This is a genomic window from Pseudomonas kribbensis (genome assembly GCF_003352185.1).
GTDB classification, from domain to species: domain Bacteria; phylum Pseudomonadota; class Gammaproteobacteria; order Pseudomonadales; family Pseudomonadaceae; genus Aquipseudomonas; species Aquipseudomonas kribbensis.
The window spans coordinates 4,876,537-4,891,756 of the sequence record NZ_CP029608.1 but is presented as its reverse complement, the minus strand read 5'-3'; the positions used below and the strand labels follow the sequence as shown (position 1 = coordinate 4,891,756).

The 15,220-nt window shown below is 59.5% G+C and carries 13 protein-coding genes; 8 read left to right on the top strand and 5 right to left on the bottom strand.

The window, feature by feature from the left end; genetic code table 11:
* The first annotated feature begins 303 nt into the window (after window positions 1–303).
* The 4 genes from secA (at window position 304) to DLD99_RS22350 (ending at window position 6,018) form a co-directional block, all read left to right on the top strand.
* Complete coding sequence (secA, locus tag DLD99_RS22365; RefSeq protein ID WP_085709609.1) at window positions 304–3,042, top strand: preprotein translocase subunit SecA; 2,739 nt, start codon at window positions 304–306, stop codon at window positions 3,040–3,042.
* Between the two features lie 122 nt (window positions 3,043–3,164).
* A complete protein-coding gene (argJ, locus tag DLD99_RS22360) occupies window positions 3,165–4,382 on the top strand; it encodes a bifunctional glutamate N-acetyltransferase/amino-acid acetyltransferase ArgJ (protein WP_085709610.1) in 1,218 nt (405 codons plus the stop codon).
* A gap of 62 nt (window positions 4,383–4,444) precedes the next feature.
* On the top strand, window positions 4,445–5,077 hold the full coding sequence (locus DLD99_RS22355) for a glutathione S-transferase family protein (RefSeq protein ID WP_114885085.1): 633 nt from the start codon (window positions 4,445–4,447) through the stop codon (window positions 5,075–5,077).
* Window positions 5,074–6,018, top strand: a complete 945-nt coding sequence (locus tag DLD99_RS22350) for a Nudix family hydrolase (protein WP_114885083.1) — start codon at window positions 5,074–5,076, stop codon at window positions 6,016–6,018. The genes DLD99_RS22355 and DLD99_RS22350 overlap by 4 nt, the downstream gene beginning before the upstream one ends.
* A 123-nt stretch (window positions 6,019–6,141) precedes the next feature.
* Here DLD99_RS22350 and DLD99_RS22345 read toward each other — a convergent pair whose 3' ends face one another.
* Genes DLD99_RS22345 through DLD99_RS22335 form a run of 3 tightly spaced genes read right to left on the bottom strand, consistent with a single transcriptional unit; the run spans window position 6,142 to window position 9,729 of the window.
* Window positions 6,142–6,726: a cob(I)yrinic acid a,c-diamide adenosyltransferase gene (locus tag DLD99_RS22345; protein WP_114885081.1), complete on the bottom strand. Its 585-nt coding sequence runs from the start codon at window positions 6,724–6,726 to the stop codon at window positions 6,142–6,144.
* A 3-nt stretch (window positions 6,727–6,729) separates the two neighbouring features.
* A complete protein-coding gene (locus DLD99_RS22340; RefSeq protein ID WP_114885079.1) occupies window positions 6,730–8,766 on the bottom strand; it encodes a sensor histidine kinase in 2,037 nt (678 codons plus the stop codon).
* Window positions 8,767–8,811: 45 nt separating this feature from the next.
* Window positions 8,812–9,729, bottom strand: a complete 918-nt coding sequence (locus tag DLD99_RS22335; protein WP_114885077.1) for a putative 2-dehydropantoate 2-reductase — start codon at window positions 9,727–9,729, stop codon at window positions 8,812–8,814.
* A gap of 140 nt (window positions 9,730–9,869) precedes the next feature.
* Here DLD99_RS22335 and DLD99_RS22330 point away from each other — a divergent pair, with 140 nt between their 5' ends.
* Window positions 9,870–10,355, top strand: coding sequence for a YajQ family cyclic di-GMP-binding protein (locus DLD99_RS22330; protein WP_007951218.1), 486 nt, complete (start codon window positions 9,870–9,872; stop codon window positions 10,353–10,355).
* 138 nt (window positions 10,356–10,493) lie between these two features.
* Entirely contained in the window at window positions 10,494–11,333 is an 840-nt protein-coding gene (locus DLD99_RS22325) for a mechanosensitive ion channel family protein (protein WP_007951217.1), read from the top strand.
* A 120-nt stretch (window positions 11,334–11,453) separates the two neighbouring features.
* Here the strand turns inward: DLD99_RS22325 and DLD99_RS22320 are convergent, their stop codons facing one another.
* The gene (locus tag DLD99_RS22320) at window positions 11,454–12,800 is read right to left on the bottom strand and encodes an OprD family porin (protein ID WP_114885075.1); all 1,347 of its coding nucleotides are present in this window, start codon (window positions 12,798–12,800) and stop codon (window positions 11,454–11,456) included.
* An 878-nt stretch (window positions 12,801–13,678) separates the two neighbouring features.
* Here DLD99_RS22320 and DLD99_RS22315 point away from each other — a divergent pair.
* Together DLD99_RS22315 and DLD99_RS22310 are read left to right on the top strand one after the other, a co-directional pair.
* Window positions 13,679–14,104, top strand: coding sequence for an HIT family protein (locus tag DLD99_RS22315; protein WP_114886769.1), 426 nt, complete (start codon window positions 13,679–13,681; stop codon window positions 14,102–14,104).
* A 2-nt stretch (window positions 14,105–14,106) separates the two neighbouring features.
* Window positions 14,107–14,313: a SlyX family protein gene (locus DLD99_RS22310; protein WP_085709618.1), complete on the top strand. Its 207-nt coding sequence runs from the start codon at window positions 14,107–14,109 to the stop codon at window positions 14,311–14,313.
* A 71-nt stretch (window positions 14,314–14,384) separates the two neighbouring features.
* Here DLD99_RS22310 and DLD99_RS29505 read toward each other — a convergent pair whose 3' ends face one another.
* On the bottom strand, window positions 14,385–14,987 hold the full coding sequence (locus DLD99_RS29505; protein ID WP_114885073.1) for a cold-shock protein: 603 nt from the start codon (window positions 14,985–14,987) through the stop codon (window positions 14,385–14,387).
* Window positions 14,988–15,220: the final 233 nt, after the last annotated feature.

Below are 15,220 nucleotides of genomic sequence, written 5' to 3'. Positions count from 1 at the left end.
CAACACCTGAAGTTGCAAAGGCGCCATGGTAGCAGATGGGCCCCATTTCACTCGCCCATTGCTTTTGTCCCTGCTTTGCCCATTAAATCAACGACTAACTTCTGCCGCCAATGGCTTGAAGTTGAGCAAAACGCCCCTATTTTAAGTGAGCCCCGTCAAAGCGCAGTGCCAGCATCGTGGAATATCGCCACTTTCCTCACCACCGTTTCCGGGTAGAATGCTCGTTCGCATGCGGCCATGAGGGCTGCACGGGCGACTCACGGGGCCGCCCTCCATCCCTTTAGTGTGGAAGATCCTGCCGATATGTTTGCGCCTTTGTTAAAGAAACTTTTTGGAAGCAAGAACGAGCGTGAAGTCAAACGCATGCTCAAGACGGTGCAGCTCGTCAATGCCTTCGAAGAGAAGATGGTCGCCCTCTCGGACGATCAACTGCGCGCCAAGACCGCAGAGTTCAAGGACCGCATTGCCAAGGGGGAGACCCTCGACAAGCTGTTGCCGGAAGCCTTTGCGGTCGCCCGCGAAGCCGGCAAGCGCGTCATGGGCATGCGCCACTTCGACGTCCAGCTGATCGGCGGCATGACGCTGCATGAAGGCCGGATCGCCGAAATGCGTACCGGTGAAGGCAAGACCCTGGTGGGTACCCTGGGCGTTTACCTCAACGCGCTGTCCGGCAAGGGCGTGCACGTTGTGACCGTGAACGACTACCTGGCCCGCCGTGACGCCAACTGGATGCGTCCGCTGTATGAATTCCTCGGCCTGACCGTCGGCATCGTGACGCCGTTCCAGCCGCCGGAAGAGAAGCGTGCCGCCTACGCCGCCGACATCACCTATGGCACCAACAACGAATTCGGTTTCGACTACCTGCGCGACAACATGGCGTTCAGCATGGAAGAGAAATTCCAGCGCGAACTCAACTTTGCCGTGATCGACGAAGTCGACTCCATCCTCATCGACGAAGCGCGTACTCCGCTGATCATTTCCGGTCAGGCCGAGGACAGCTCCAAGCTGTACATCGAGATCAACAAGCTGATCCCGAAACTCAAGCTGCACGTTGAAGAAGTCGAGGGTGAAGTCACCCAGGAAGGTCACTTCACCGTCGACGAGAAGACCCGTCAGGTCGAACTCAACGAAGCCGGTCACCAGTTCATCGAAGACCAGCTGACCAGCATCGGTCTGCTGGCCGAGGGCGAGAGCCTGTACTCGGCGCACAACCTGAGCCTGCTGACTCACGTCTACGCCGGCCTGCGTGCGCACAAACTGTTCAACCGCAACGTCGAATACATCGTGCAGGACGGTCAGGTCGTACTGGTCGACGAACACACCGGCCGTACCATGCCGGGCCGTCGTCTGTCCGAAGGCCTGCACCAGGCCATCGAAGCCAAGGAAAATCTGAACATCCAGGCCGAAAGCCAGACCCTGGCCTCGACCACGTTCCAGAACTACTTCCGTCTGTACGAAAAACTGTCCGGCATGACCGGTACTGCGGACACCGAAGCGTTCGAATTCCATCAGATTTACAACCTGCCGGTCATCGTGATCCCGACCAACAAGCCGTTGGCCCGTAAGGACTACAACGACCTGGTGTTCCTGACCGCCGAAGAGAAATACGCGGCGATCGTCAATGACATCAAGGAAAGCATGGCAGCCGGCCGTCCGGTGCTGGTGGGTACTGCGACCATCGAAACTTCCGAGCACATGTCCGCATTGCTCGTGAAGGAAGGTATCGAACACAAGGTTCTGAACGCCAAGTTCCACGAAAAAGAAGCTGAAATCATTGCACAGGCCGGTCGTCCGGGCGCCCTGACCATCGCCACCAACATGGCCGGTCGTGGTACCGACATCCTGTTGGGCGGCAACTGGGAAGTTGAAGTCGCGTCGCTGGAAAACCCGACCCCTGAGCAGATTGCCCAGATCAAGGCCGACTGGCAGAAGCGTCACCAGCAAGTGCTGGAGTCCGGCGGTCTGCAGGTGATCGCGTCCGAGCGTCACGAATCCCGTCGTATCGACAACCAGCTGCGTGGCCGTGCCGGCCGTCAGGGCGACGCCGGTTCCAGCCGCTTCTACCTGTCGCTGGAAGACAGCCTGATGCGCATCTTCGCCTCCGACCGGGTGAAGAACTTCATGAAGGCCCTGGGCATGCAGCCTGGCGAAGCGATCGAGCACCGCATGGTGACCAACGCTATCGAGAAGGCTCAGCGCAAGGTTGAAGGTCGCAACTTCGACATCCGTAAACAACTGCTGGAGTTCGACGACGTCAACAACGAGCAGCGTAAAGTGATCTATCACATGCGCAACACGTTGCTGGCCGCCGACAACATCGGCGAAACCATCGCCGACTTCCGTCAGGACGTCCTGAACGCCACCGTCAGCGCGCACATTCCTCCGCAATCGCTGCCTGAGCAGTGGGACGTGGCCGGTCTGGAAGCCGCGATTGCCAGCGACTTCGGCGTGAAGCTGCCGATCCAGCAATGGCTCGACGAAGACGATCACCTGTACGAAGAAACCCTGCGCGAGAAGCTGATGAACGAGCTGATCGCCGCGTACAACGAGAAAGAAGACCAGGCCGGTGCCGACGCACTGCGCTCCTTCGAGAAGCAAATCGTGCTGCGCGTGCTGGACGACCTGTGGAAAGACCACCTGTCGACCATGGATCACCTGCGTCACGGCATCCACCTGCGTGGTTATGCACAGAAGAACCCGAAGCAGGAATACAAGCGCGAGTCCTTCACGCTGTTCTCCGAGCTGCTGGATTCGATCAAGCGCGACTCGATCCGTGTGCTGTCGCACGTTCAGGTTCGCCGCGAAGATCCGGCCGAGGAAGAGGCGCGTCTGCGTCAGGAAGCCGAGGCACTGGCCGCTCGCATGCAGTTCGAACACGCCGAAGCCCCGGGTCTGGAGCAGCCGGAAGCACTGGTCGGTGAAGAGGTCGATGTGGCCCTGGCCACCGCACCGGTTCGCAACGAGCAGAAGCTGGGCCGCAACGAACTGTGCTACTGCGGTTCGGGCAAGAAATTCAAGCATTGCCACGGGCAGATCCAGTAAAACCCGTTTCAATCGCTGAAATACCCGCGCCGCGACCGGCACCAGCCGTCGCGGCGTTTTGCCATTTACACCACCGCCACTACGCTTGGCGGTGCTGACATCATTGAGTAAGGAGCGCATTCATGGCTGTTGGTCTTGGTCCTTTGCCAACGTTGCACCCGGTTGCCGGTTTTGAACTCGGTATCGCTTCGGCCGGCATCAAGCGCCCTGGGCGCAAGGATGTCGTCGTGATGCGTTGCGCCGAAGGTTCGACCGTGGCGGGCGTGTTCACGTTGAACGCTTTCTGTGCAGCGCCGGTGATCCTGGCCAAGAAGCGCGTGCAGAACGCTGTGCGCTACCTGCTGACCAACACCGGCAATGCCAACGCCGGCACCGGCGAACCGGGCCTGGCTGCCGCCGAGCGGACCACCGCCAGACTGGCTGAACTGACCGGCGTGGATGCCAGCCAGATCCTGCCGTACTCCACCGGTGTGATCGGCGAGCCGCTGCCGGTCGAGAAGATCGAAGGCGCCTTGCAGGCCGCGCTGGACGACTTGTCGGAAAACAACTGGGAAGCCGCCGCCACCGGCATCATGACCACCGACACCCTGCCAAAGGGTGCCAGCCGCCAGTTCCAGCATGACGGCGTGACCATCACCGTCACCGGCATCAGCAAGGGCGCGGGCATGATCCGTCCGAACATGGCGACCATGCTCGGCTACATCGCCACCGACGCCAAAGTCTCTCGCGACGTGTTGCACAACCTGATGCTGGACGGCGCCAACAAGTCGTTCAACCGCATCACCATCGACGGCGACACCTCGACCAACGACTGCTGCATGCTGATCGCTACCGGCAAGGCTGCGCTGCCGGAAATCACCCGTGCCGAAGGCGAGCTGTTCGCCAAGCTGAAACAGGCCGTGTTCGAGGTGTGCATGGACGTGGCCCAGGCCATCGTGCGTGACGGCGAAGGCGCGACCAAGTTCGTGACCGTTGAAGTCAACGGCGGCGGCAATCACCAGGAATGCTTGGACGTCGGCTACACCGTGGCCCACTCGCCGCTGATCAAGACGGCACTGTTCGCCTCCGACCCTAACTGGGGCCGCATCCTCGCCGCTGTCGGCCGTGCCGGCGTGCCGGATCTGGATGTGAGCAAGATCGACGTGTTCCTCGGCGAAGTGTGCATCGCCAGCCGTGGCGCCCGCGCTGCGACCTACACCGAAGCCCAGGGCTCGGCAGTGATGCAGCAGGAAGAGATCACCATCCGTATCGAACTGGGTCGCGGCGATTGCAGCGAAACCATCTGGACCACCGACCTGTCCCACGAGTACGTGAAGATCAACGCCGAATACCGCACCTGATCCCTGCCGAAGAGGGAGGTCTGCGGACCTCCTTTTCTTCTGTCCCATGAAAGGACCCGAACATGAGCCTTCACCTGATCATCGGCGACAAACTGCTTTCCTCCTGGTCCCTGCGCGCGGCACTGGCGCTTGAGCTGACCGGCGCACCCTACACCGAAGAACTGATCAAGCTCGGCAAACCCGACACCCGCGAGCGCCTGCTCAAGCATTCGCCCACCGGAAAGGTGCCGCTGCTGACCACCGCACGAGGCACCATCGCCGATTCTCTGGCGATTGCCGAATACCTGGCCGAACAGTTTCCATCCGAACAGCTCTGGCCGACCGATATTGCGGCCCGCGCCCAGGCGCGTTCTGCCTGTGCGCAGATGCACAGCGGCTTTTTCGCCATGCGCAATCACATGCCGTTCAACCTGAGCCACGATGCACCGCTCAATCCGGTACCGCCGGAAGTGAAGGTTGATGTCGAGCGTACGCTGGCTCTGTGGGCTGAATGCCGTGCTGTTGCCACCGAGCCGGGGCCGTTCCTGTTTGGTCGCGTGTCGTTGGCGGATGCGTTCTTCGCACCGATTGCCGTACGTCTGCGTACCTATCAGGTGCAGCTGCCTGCTGAAGATGAAGCCTATGTTGAAACCGTCTACCAATGGCCGGCCTTCAAGGCCTGGCAAAAGGCCGGACTGGAGGAATTGCAGTCGTGAAACGTGTACACGTCGCTGCTGCCGTCATTCGTGACGACAGCGGCAAAATCCTGATCGCCCGCCGGGCTGACACTCAGCATCAGGGTGGTCTCTGGGAGTTTCCCGGTGGCAAGGTCGAAGCCGACGAGTCGGTGCAGACCGCGCTGGCCCGTGAGCTGCACGAAGAATTGGGCATTGTCGTCGGCGCCGCCCGACCGCTGATCAAAGTGCGCCACGATTACCCGGACAAACAGGTGTTGCTGGATGTCTGGGAAGTCTCGAGCTTCACCGGCGAACCCCACGGCGCCGAAGGCCAACCGTTGGCCTGGGTGTCGGCGAAGGAACTGACGAGCTACGAGTTCCCGGCGGCCAACCAACCGATCGTCGCGGCGGCGCGTCTGCCCGCTGAATACCTGATCACCCCGGAAGACCTGGAAGCCCCGGCCCTGCTGCGCGGCATCCAGAAGGCGATTGCCGGTGGCATCAAGCTGATCCAGCTGCGTGCGCCCAATGGCTATGACCCGAAATACCGCGATCTGGCGGTGGACGCGGTCGGCCTGTGTGCCGGCAAGGCGCAGTTGATGATCAAGGGCCCATTCGAGTGGCTGGGGGATTTCCCGTCCGCCGGTTGGCACATCACTTCGGCGCAACTGCGCAAGTACGCGGCGGCGGGGCGTCCGCTACCGGCGGAGCGCTGGCTGGCGGCGTCCTGCCACAATGCTGAAGAACTGGCGCTGGCCGAGCAGATGGGCGTGGATTTCGTCACCCTGTCGCCGGTGCAGCCGACCCTGACTCACCCGGATGCGCAGCCGTTGGGCTGGGAGCAGGCTTCGACACTGATCGAAGGCTTCAGCAAACCGGTGTTTCTGTTGGGTGGCGTCGGCCCGGCTGAGCGCGAGAAAGCGTGGAATGCCGGGGCTCAGGGTGTGGCGGGGATTCGGGCGTTCTGGCCAGAAGCTTGATTTAGCATTGACGCATCTGGCCCCTTCGCGAGCAGGCTCGCTCCCACATTTGATTGCATTCCAACTATAGGAATACATTCCCCTGTGGGAGCGAGCCTGCTCGCGAAGGCGGTTTGTCAGGCGCTACTTTTCTGTGGGTTTTGCTGCCGGTTGCCACAGGATTTCTGCAATCCCCTGACGCCGCGCAATCAACCTCGCCGCCACAAACAACAAATCCGACAAGCGATTGATGTAAGCCAGGCCAACCCCGGCCAACGGTTCGATCGCATTCAAATGCTGACAACGCCGCTCGGCACTGCGCGCCAGACTGCGGCAGACATGGGCCTGGGCAATCAGCATCGAACCGCCGGGCAGAATGAAGTTCTCCAGCGGCCCCAATTCCTCGTTCCAGACATCGATGGCGGCTTCCAGCCGTTCGATTTCTGCCGTGTTCAGCGCCTGATATTCCGGCATCGCCAGTTCGCCACCGAGATCGAACAAGCGGTGTTGGCAGGGCGCCAACACGTCGATCAGTTCATTGAGTCCAGGGCAGTTTTCGCGTTCGGCGATCAACCCGGCCAGCAGCACGCCGACCTGACTGTTCAATGTGTCGACCTCGCCAATGGCCTCAATGCGCGGGTGATCCTTGGGGACGCGGCGACCATCGCCGAGGCCGGTTTCGCCTTTGTCGCCGGTGCGGGTGTAGATCTTCGACAAGCGAAAGCCCATGGTTTACCTCGGTAGTTGATTGGTTTCGGCGGCAATGGGTGCCGGTTGCGCGAGCGGCAGGCGCAGGGTGAAGCAGGTGCCTTGCCCCGGTGCCGACTGCACTTCCATCTGCCCTTTGTGATTGTTGGTGATGATGAAGTACGACACCGAGAGCCCGAGCCCCGTGCCCTGGCCGATTTCCTTGGTAGTGAAGAACGGCTCGAAGGTGCGTTTGCGCACGTTCTCGCTCATGCCGATGCCGTTGTCCTCGACCTGAATCTCGGCCCACGGCGGATTGAGCTTCGTGCGCAGAATAATCCGACCCGGCTCGCTGTCGTCTTCGCGCAAATGGATTGCCTGGGCAGCGTTTTTCAGCAGGTTGAGCAGCACTTGTTCCAGCTCGTTGGCGGTCCCTGGCACAGGTCCCAACGCCGGGTCGAATTGACGGATGATCGCCTGACCCTTGAAGTCGAAACCGATGGCCAGGTCGAAGTCGTTGCCGGCGATTTCCACGGCCTGATCGATCAGCGCCGGCAGGTCGCACGGTGCCATCTGCCGGGTGCTGCGGCGGCTGAAACTGAGCATGTGGGTGACGATTTTTGCCGCCCGGGCCCCGGCCTGCTGAATACCGTCGAGCAGTTGCGGGACTTCCCGGCCTTGCAGGTAACGGTTCACGGTATCCAGTTCGATGCCCAGTTGTTCGGCCTGTTCGAGGTTTTTCGGCAGGTCGGGCGACAGACGCCGGCGAATGTTCTGCACGTTGTGCAGGATCGCGCCCAGCGGGTTGTTGATCTCGTGGGCCATGCCGGCCGCGAGGCCGCCGACCGAGAGCATTTTTTCCGACTGCACCATCATGTCTTCCAGCGACAGGCGCTGGGTGATGTCGTCGATCCGGATCACCACACCACGCCCGGCACCGCCCATCAGCGGGTAGAAGGTCAGGGCGTAATGCTTGGGTTCGTCGTCCTTGAACCAGGTCACCCGCTCGATTTTCGCCACGGTGTGTTGTTCGACGGTCTGCTTGAGCTGCGGCAGGAACGGCTTGAGCGGTTCGAACGCGAGGAAGATCGGCTGATTCAGTGCTTCGTCCAGCCGGGTGCCGGAGAGGGCGCTGGCTTCCTGGTTCCACTGCGTGACGTAGAGCTGCTCGTCGAGGGCGATCAGCGCCGAGGGCATGGAGTCGATGATGCTGTTGAGGTAGTTCTGGAAGCCCGTGAGTTTCTTCTCGATCTTGCTGCGCACCTGGACTTCCAGCTCCAGCTTGCGGTTGGTGTGGCGGGTTTCTTCAGCCAGCCCCTGTGCCTGATCGTAGGCGGCTTGCGAGTCATCGCGGGCGCGCTTGAGCTGCTGCTCCCGGGCCTCGATGCGTGAAAGCATGGTGTTGAAGGCCTCGGCCAGACTGCCGATTTCGTCGTGGTTGCCACGGGAAGCGCGCAGGGCGTAGTTCTCCTCGCGGGTGACTTGGCGGGACAGCTCTTCGAGTTCGTGGATCGGCCGGGTGATCAGGCGCTTGATCTGACGGGCGATCACCAGCCACAACAGCACGCTGAAAATCAGGATTCCCAGACTCGCCGTCAGGGTACCGGTGTAGAACGCCATCGGCAGTTCGCTGCTGGCCACCAGCAGCAGATGACCCGGCGCAGTGCCGGGGCGGGGCAGGGTGATCAATTGATTGCTGCGAAACTCGGTGAGTTGCCAGGCTTCGATGTGCCGGTAGCGCTCCGGCAGGTTGAGTTTGTCGCCGCGTTGTACCTGCGCAATACGGTCGCCCTTGCCGTCGTACAGCGCGGCGGCCCGCAGTGGCGAATAGCTGTCGAGCTCCTTGAGCAAGCGTTCGGCGCTCTGCGGTGATTGCAGCGCCTCGGCAATCAGGCTCGGGTTCGCCACCAGACGGCCAATGGTCTGCAGCGCCTGGGGCGCCATGCTTTCCTGGGAAATGTAATAGGCCGCGCTGATGAAGGTCAGGTTGGCGACCAGTAACACGGTGGTCAACAGCACCAGCAGGGCGGCCAGCAGTTTCTGGCCGACCGGCAGGTTTTCGAGGCGCTGGCGCAATGGCATCGGGCTTATCGCAACAAAGGAACAAGTGGGCAGCGTAGCCGCTGCTCAGTCCACGGGCAATCCGAGACTGTGCAGATGGGCTGTCAGCCGTTGCTGCAATTGTTTCAGATGCGGCAGGTTCAATTGATGGCGCTCTGCAACCTTGCAGGCATGCCCGAGCAAATAGCTGATTTCGGTGCGGCGTTTGTTGGCCACGTCCTGGTACATGGAAGAGAAATTCGCCGCCGTGGCCTGGATTACCCGTTCGACTTCCTGTTGCAGGTTGTCCGCCGCTGCAGGCTGGCCGCAACGTTCAAGCAACTCGGTCAGTTCGGCGCACAGGGTGGCAACTTCGCAGTGGTGTTCCTGCAATCCGCCGTTACGGCAGTCGTGCAACACCGTCAGCGGATTGATCGCACAGTTGAGCGCCAGTTTTCGCCACAGTCGGGTGAGGATGTCCGCGCTCCATTCATGAGGAATCTTTGCCGCTTCAAGGTCATCCAGCCAGAACGGTGCCACGGGATGACCGGCATCGCCGAGCCAGGTGTAACCGTGGCCGGCGAATACCACGCGCCAGTCGCCATCGCGAAACGCGCCTTCGGTGCTGGAGGCGCTGATGCAACGAGCCTGCGGGACTTGCGCGGCGACTGCTTCCTGGCTGCCGAGGCCGTTTTGCAGAAGAATCAGTTCTGCATCCGGCGCCAGTCGATGAGTGATGCCGGCCACGGCACTTTCGGCATCGTAGGCCTTGCACGCCACCAGCAGACGACGGATCGGTCCGGGACTGTCCGGGGTTTCGCCGGGGATGGCATAACTGCTGGCCACGCCTTGTTCCACCAGGGTCAGGCCGCCCGCCGTCGCATAGTCATGCAAGCGGTCGATATCGCGCAGGATCAGCCGGACCGGCAATCCGGCCCGGGCCAGACGCGTGGCCCAAAGGGTGCCGAGACTTCCGGCGCCGAGGATGTGCCAGGGGGTGGACATCAGTTTTTCACTCGGTAAGGTACAGGCATGCAAGGCTCGCCGTGTCGGTGGGAAAAGACCCGTTATAATGAGCCCGATTTTAACCGCAAGCCAAGCGCGCCGCGTCCTGAACGAGCGCGCCTTTTTATTGGAGAGATTACATGCCGTCGTTCGACGTGGTATCCGAACTGGACAAACACGAACTCACCAACGCGGTCGAGAACGCCGTGAAGGAACTCGATCGTCGTTATGACCTGAAAGGCAAGGGCAGCTTCGAATTCAAGGAAAAGGACCTGACCGTCCACCTGACCGCTGAAGCCGATTTCCAGCTGGAAGCGATGATCGAGATCCTCAAGCTGGCCCTGGTCAAGCGCAAGATCGACGTGCAGTGCCTCGAGGTCAAAGACTCCTTCGCTTCGGGCAAACTGATGAAGCAGGACGCTGTTCTGAAGGAAGGCATCGACAAGGAACTGGCGAAGAAAATCGTCGGCCACATCAAGGAAGCCAAACTCAAGGTGCAGGCCGCCATTCAGGGCGAGCAGGTGCGTGTCACCGGCAAGAAGCGTGACGATCTGCAGGAAGCCATCGCGGCCCTGCGTGCCAAGGAATTCGGCATGCCACTGCAATTCAACAACTTCCGCGACTGAGCCATCCGAGTCGGGAACCTCTCGGCGTTTTCAGCGTCCGAGGCCCAAGCAGCGGCAGAAACGATTGAGCCCCCACAGGCCCGGTCGTTCTGCCGCTGATTTTTTCAGCCCGGGAAGCCGGCAATCAGGAGATAAAAGATGGATTTGAATGCTGAGGTAGACAACCTGGTCAAGGCGTCCCAGGCGTGGATTCCGATGATCATGGAATACGGCAGCCGTGTGCTGCTGGCGGTGATTACCCTGGCGATCGGCTGGTGGCTGATCAACAAGGTCACGCAAAAGCTCGGTGGCTTGCTGGCCTTGCGCAATGCCGACCTGGCGCTGCAAGGTTTCATCAGCAGCCTGGCCAACATCATTCTCAAGGTGCTGTTGATCGTTAGCGTGGCATCGATGATCGGCGTCGAGACCACTTCGTTCGTCGCGGCGATCGGTGCGGCCGGCCTGGCCATCGGCCTGGCGTTGCAGGGCAGCCTGGCGAACTTCGCCGGTGGCGTGCTGATTCTGCTGTTCCGTCCGTTCCGCATCGGTGACTGGATCGAAGCGCAGGGCGTGGCAGGTACTGTCGACAGCATCCAGATTTTCCACACCGTACTGCGTACCGGCGACAACAAGACCATCATCGTGCCGAACGGCAACCTGTCGAATGGCATCATTACCAACACCAACCGCCAGCCAACCCGCAAGGTTGTGTTCGATGTGGGTGTCGATTACGAAGCCGATCTGCAAAAGGCCCGTCAGGTGCTGCTGGATCTGGCTAAAGATGATCGCGTTCTGCAGGATCCGGCGCCTCAGGCTGTCATTTCCACTTTGGGCGACAGTTCGATCACTGTTTCCCTTCGTGTGTGGGTTAAAACCGCAGACTATTGGGATGTGATGTTCATGTTTAACGAACAGTCCCGTGATCGTTTGAAGACTGCCGGTATTGATATTCCGTTTCCACAACGAGTGATTCGTGTGGTTCAGGAGTCGGCGGTTTAATGATAGGTTGCTAATCAATTGCCTGACTTATCGGTCAGGCATGTATTACAAGCAACAGGCAATAAAAAAGGCCCATCCGAAGATGGGCCTTTTTCATTCAACCAAACTAACCACTGACGATTACAAGATGTTCAGTGGGTACTCGGTGATCAGACGGAACTCTTTAACGTCGCCTTCGCCTTCATCTGCGTTAGCAACGTGCCACGCTTGACGAATACGGAAGGACAGGTCTTTTGCCGGACCGCTTTGAACCACATATTTGGCTTCAAAGTTGGTTTCGTGGTGTTTGCCATCTTCACCGTAGAGACCGGCGTAAGCGCTACCCGCTGGAGTGTGGGTACCGTCGATATCCCAGCCTTTGACGTAGCGAACCATGAAGCTCAGACCAGGAACGCCGTACTCGGCCATTTTCAGGTCGTAACGGGCTTGCAGGGATTTCTCGCCTGCACCGTTAAAGTCGGAGTACTGGATGGAGTTGGCGAGGAAGATCGAGTCGCCGCCACGGTTGTTCTTGCCCACGCCGATGTAGTCGAACGGGGTGTCGCCGTTGACCTTCTGGAAGGCCAGGGTGAAGGTGTGTGCCTTCAGGAACGACAGGGCAGTCGCCAGGGAGAATGCGGTGTTGCTGATGTCACCGGCTTTGGCGCTACCGGTATCGGTGGTGCGGTAGATGTTGAAGTCAGTGTTCAGCGAAGTGTCACCACCGAATGGCGTGGTGAGGTTCACGTTCGCGTAGTACTGGTTCCAGATGTCTTCCAGCTTGGCGCCGTACAGCGAAGCTGTCAGGTTGTCAGTGATGGCGTATTTGCCACCGAAGTAGTCGATGTTTTTGGCTTCGACACCTGCGTAGGTGGCGTAAAGGCCGCCTTCACGGGCGTTCTTGTCCTGGCTGGTAGCCGAGTAGAAGTGACCGGCTTCGAGATCGAGGTCTTTGACTTCGCTGCTCTGCAGCTGGAAGCCACTGGCAGTTTGCGGAAGGATACGGGAACCGCCGACAGCGAACACTGGAGCAGTGCTTGGCTGCTGGTCGCCGATTTTCAGCTCGGTCTTGGAGATGCGGAATTTGATGGCAGCGCCGGCTTTGCCTTGGCTTTCATCAACGTCATGGGCATAACCGTTGGCTTTGACGGTATTGCTGCGGCTCATGTTACCGGTACCGGAAGTACCGTCACCGCCATCCAGTTTAACGGCCAGGTAACCGAATGCATCGATACCGACGCCTACGGTGCCTTGGGTGTAACCGGAAGTGAAGTTGCCGAGGAAACCCTGGGTCCAGTCTTTCTGGTCGTGGCCGCCGTTCTTGTTGTCACGGTTGAAGTAGTAGTTCTTCAACGTTTCGGTCAGTTTGGCGTCTTCAACAAAGCCTTTGGCTTCAGACTGGTCACTAACAAACGGTGCGGCCGTAGCCAACTGAGTACTGGCTGCTGTAACGGCCAGTGCGATCATGCTCCACTTCATCACGCGCATCGTGATTTGCTCCTTTGGTTTTAGAAGAGTACTGCCGTCCCACCTGTTTTATTATCTGGGCGGCTCTTTCTTTTTGTGTCGGCGCAAACTTATATCACGCCGACAATGTTGGCGATACTTGCACATACAACCTTTCATGTTCTTTACGACGCTGTCGCAAATGGCTTGGTCGATGTCGCAAATTCACAGTACCCATGCAGTCGGGCTGACAACTTTATCGCTGTTTCTGGGCCTTTTTGCATCGGTAAAAAAGAGTCCCTGGCAAAACACTTGAATCTCCATCGGGCAACCCTGCCACTGTTTTTTTCGGGGTTTGAGCCACCACTTCCCGTGGCGGGTTCATAGCCCATATGAGTACGAATGCAACAAGCGTGCACAAACCGCAAAATTGATGCGGTTATTTTTCCCGCGCCCCGCTTATGGCTGTAAAAACCTTGTAAATGCGGGCTCGCGCGCCCCTTTTTGATCAGGGTTGACGCGCTTCCTCGCTTGGTGTTGCCTCGCTCGATTTTGCGCATGACAACCAAAAACGTTACCGGTTCACCCTGTCAGTGAGTATTTGGCGGATGCCCGAGCCATTGAGCGTAGACCCGCTGTACGGTTTTGGTGCAAAAATTTTTTCCGGCTGTACTGAATTCAAACACTTGAGCCCTGTCATGACCCTGAGCGCGGTAGTGAGTCATGGTCAATTCGGCGTGTTGCCTGGCACGGCGGGTCTCGTGCTGGTGCGCGATCGCCAGAAATGTTCCATGGCGGGGCGCCGCTTCATCGTGAAGGGCAGGGCATTCGAAGGTATGCTGCCGTCCTGTCGTTTAGTGCGCCGTCCACCGGGCAGGTCCACTAAGCTGAATATTGTCGATCAGCCGGGAGTACACCCAGTGTTTGCTTTAGATTCACGCCTTCAACAGGACACGCTGACCATCGGCGACTTCCCGCTCTGCCGGTTGCTGCTGTCCAACGACGCCAACTACCCGTGGTTCATCCTGGTGCCTCGTCGCGACGATATCAGCGAGTTGTTTCAATTGGATGTCGCCGATCAGCAGCGTCTGTGGCAGGAAACCACGGCCCTGGCGGAGGTGCTCAAGGACTCGTTCGATGCCGACAAGATGAACGTTGCCACCCTGGGTAACGTCGTCAGTCAGCTGCACATGCATGTGATCGTGCGCAAACGTGATGACGCCGCGTGGCCGGCGCCGGTCTGGGGCAAGCACCCGGCCAAACCTTACAGTGCCGAACAGGTGGCCGCGATCCGCGAGCGCCTGCGCCTGGTGCTGGACGAAGATTTCAAGTTTCTGGAGGGCTGATCATGAGCCTGGAACAACGCGTTACCGATCTGGAAAGCCGCCTGGCATTTCAGGACGACACCATTCAGGCGTTGAACGATGTGCTGGTGGAGCAGCAGCGAGTCGTGGAGCGTCTGCAGTTGCAGATGGCCGCGCTGCTCAAGCGTCAGGAAGAAATGGTCGGCCAGTTCGGGTCCTTTGAGGAAGACGCACCGCCGCCGCACTACTGAGTTTGCGTATTTCCTAAGGGCAATAAAAAAACCGCGAGCAGCCAGGCTGTTCGCGGTTTTTTCGTTCTGGATCAGCGACGCGGCAGGGCGGCGATCACGTCTTCGGCTTGCAGGCCTTTGTCACGGTTCATTACCGAGAACTCCACGCGCTGGCCTTCGACCAGGACGCGGTGGCCTTCGCCACGGATGGCGCGAAAGTGCACGAAAATATCATCGCCGGAATCCCGGGAGATAAAGCCGAAGCCCTTGGAGGTGTTGAACCACTTGACGGTGCCGGTATCGCGGTTGCTCATGTCGTAGCTTTGCGCGGCGGCGGCCGGTGAGGATTTGTAGAAGCTGACGGCCAGGTGCAGGACCACGGCGACCAGGGCGATCACCAGGCTGAACAGCACGGCTGGCTGGCCGGCGATGACAGGCATCGGCGCGATCAGGGTCAGGGTTTGCAGGACGACGGTCAGCACCAGCAGTGCGCTGACCAGATTTTGCAGATGCTGGCGCGGGCCTTTGTTCCAGTAAGGGATCACCGGGGCAATGACCAGGTTCAGCAGGCCGAAAAAGGCCAGGTAAAGTGCATCAGGTTGTTGCAGGTAAGGAACGGCTTCGGATTTCAAGCTAGGTATGAACGACAGCAGCAACGCCGCTGCGCCCATTAGCAGGTGGACGATTTTCAACATTTTTATTGACTCACGTTATGACGGCTCACAAGGAAGAGCTGAAGGCGCACGGTTCGCTTCGGAACAATAAGAGGCGTTGGACACGTGCCCGGCATCAGCCTATGCGCAACGCCCGGAAAACAGGGCGTAGCGACACACTGCCTATTTAACAGCAAAGCCCACAGCTACTCAAATCACGCCGGCCAGCGGCAACGCGTGGGGCGATTTGTCGCCTCTATCGGGTCGATACGGGG

Coding starts and splice junctions, on each gene's coding strand:
- secA (WP_085709609.1), top strand. CDS start 304: ATGTTTGCGCCTTTGTTAAAGAAACTTTTTGGAAGCAAGAACGAGCGT.
- argJ (WP_085709610.1), top strand. CDS start 3,165: ATGGCTGTTGGTCTTGGTCCTTTGCCAACGTTGCACCCGGTTGCCGGT.
- DLD99_RS22355 (WP_114885085.1), top strand. CDS start 4,445: ATGAGCCTTCACCTGATCATCGGCGACAAACTGCTTTCCTCCTGGTCC.
- DLD99_RS22345 (WP_114885081.1), bottom strand. CDS start 6,726: ATGGGCTTTCGCTTGTCGAAGATCTACACCCGCACCGGCGACAAAGGC.
- DLD99_RS22340 (WP_114885079.1), bottom strand. CDS start 8,766: ATGCCATTGCGCCAGCGCCTCGAAAACCTGCCGGTCGGCCAGAAACTG.
- DLD99_RS22335 (WP_114885077.1), bottom strand. CDS start 9,729: ATGTCCACCCCCTGGCACATCCTCGGCGCCGGAAGTCTCGGCACCCTT.
- DLD99_RS22330 (WP_007951218.1), top strand. CDS start 9,870: ATGCCGTCGTTCGACGTGGTATCCGAACTGGACAAACACGAACTCACC.
- DLD99_RS22325 (WP_007951217.1), top strand. CDS start 10,494: ATGGATTTGAATGCTGAGGTAGACAACCTGGTCAAGGCGTCCCAGGCG.
- DLD99_RS22320 (WP_114885075.1), bottom strand. CDS start 12,800: ATGCGCGTGATGAAGTGGAGCATGATCGCACTGGCCGTTACAGCAGCC.
- DLD99_RS22310 (WP_085709618.1), top strand. CDS start 14,107: ATGAGCCTGGAACAACGCGTTACCGATCTGGAAAGCCGCCTGGCATTT.
- DLD99_RS29505 (WP_114885073.1), bottom strand. CDS start 14,987: ATGTTGAAAATCGTCCACCTGCTAATGGGCGCAGCGGCGTTGCTGCTG.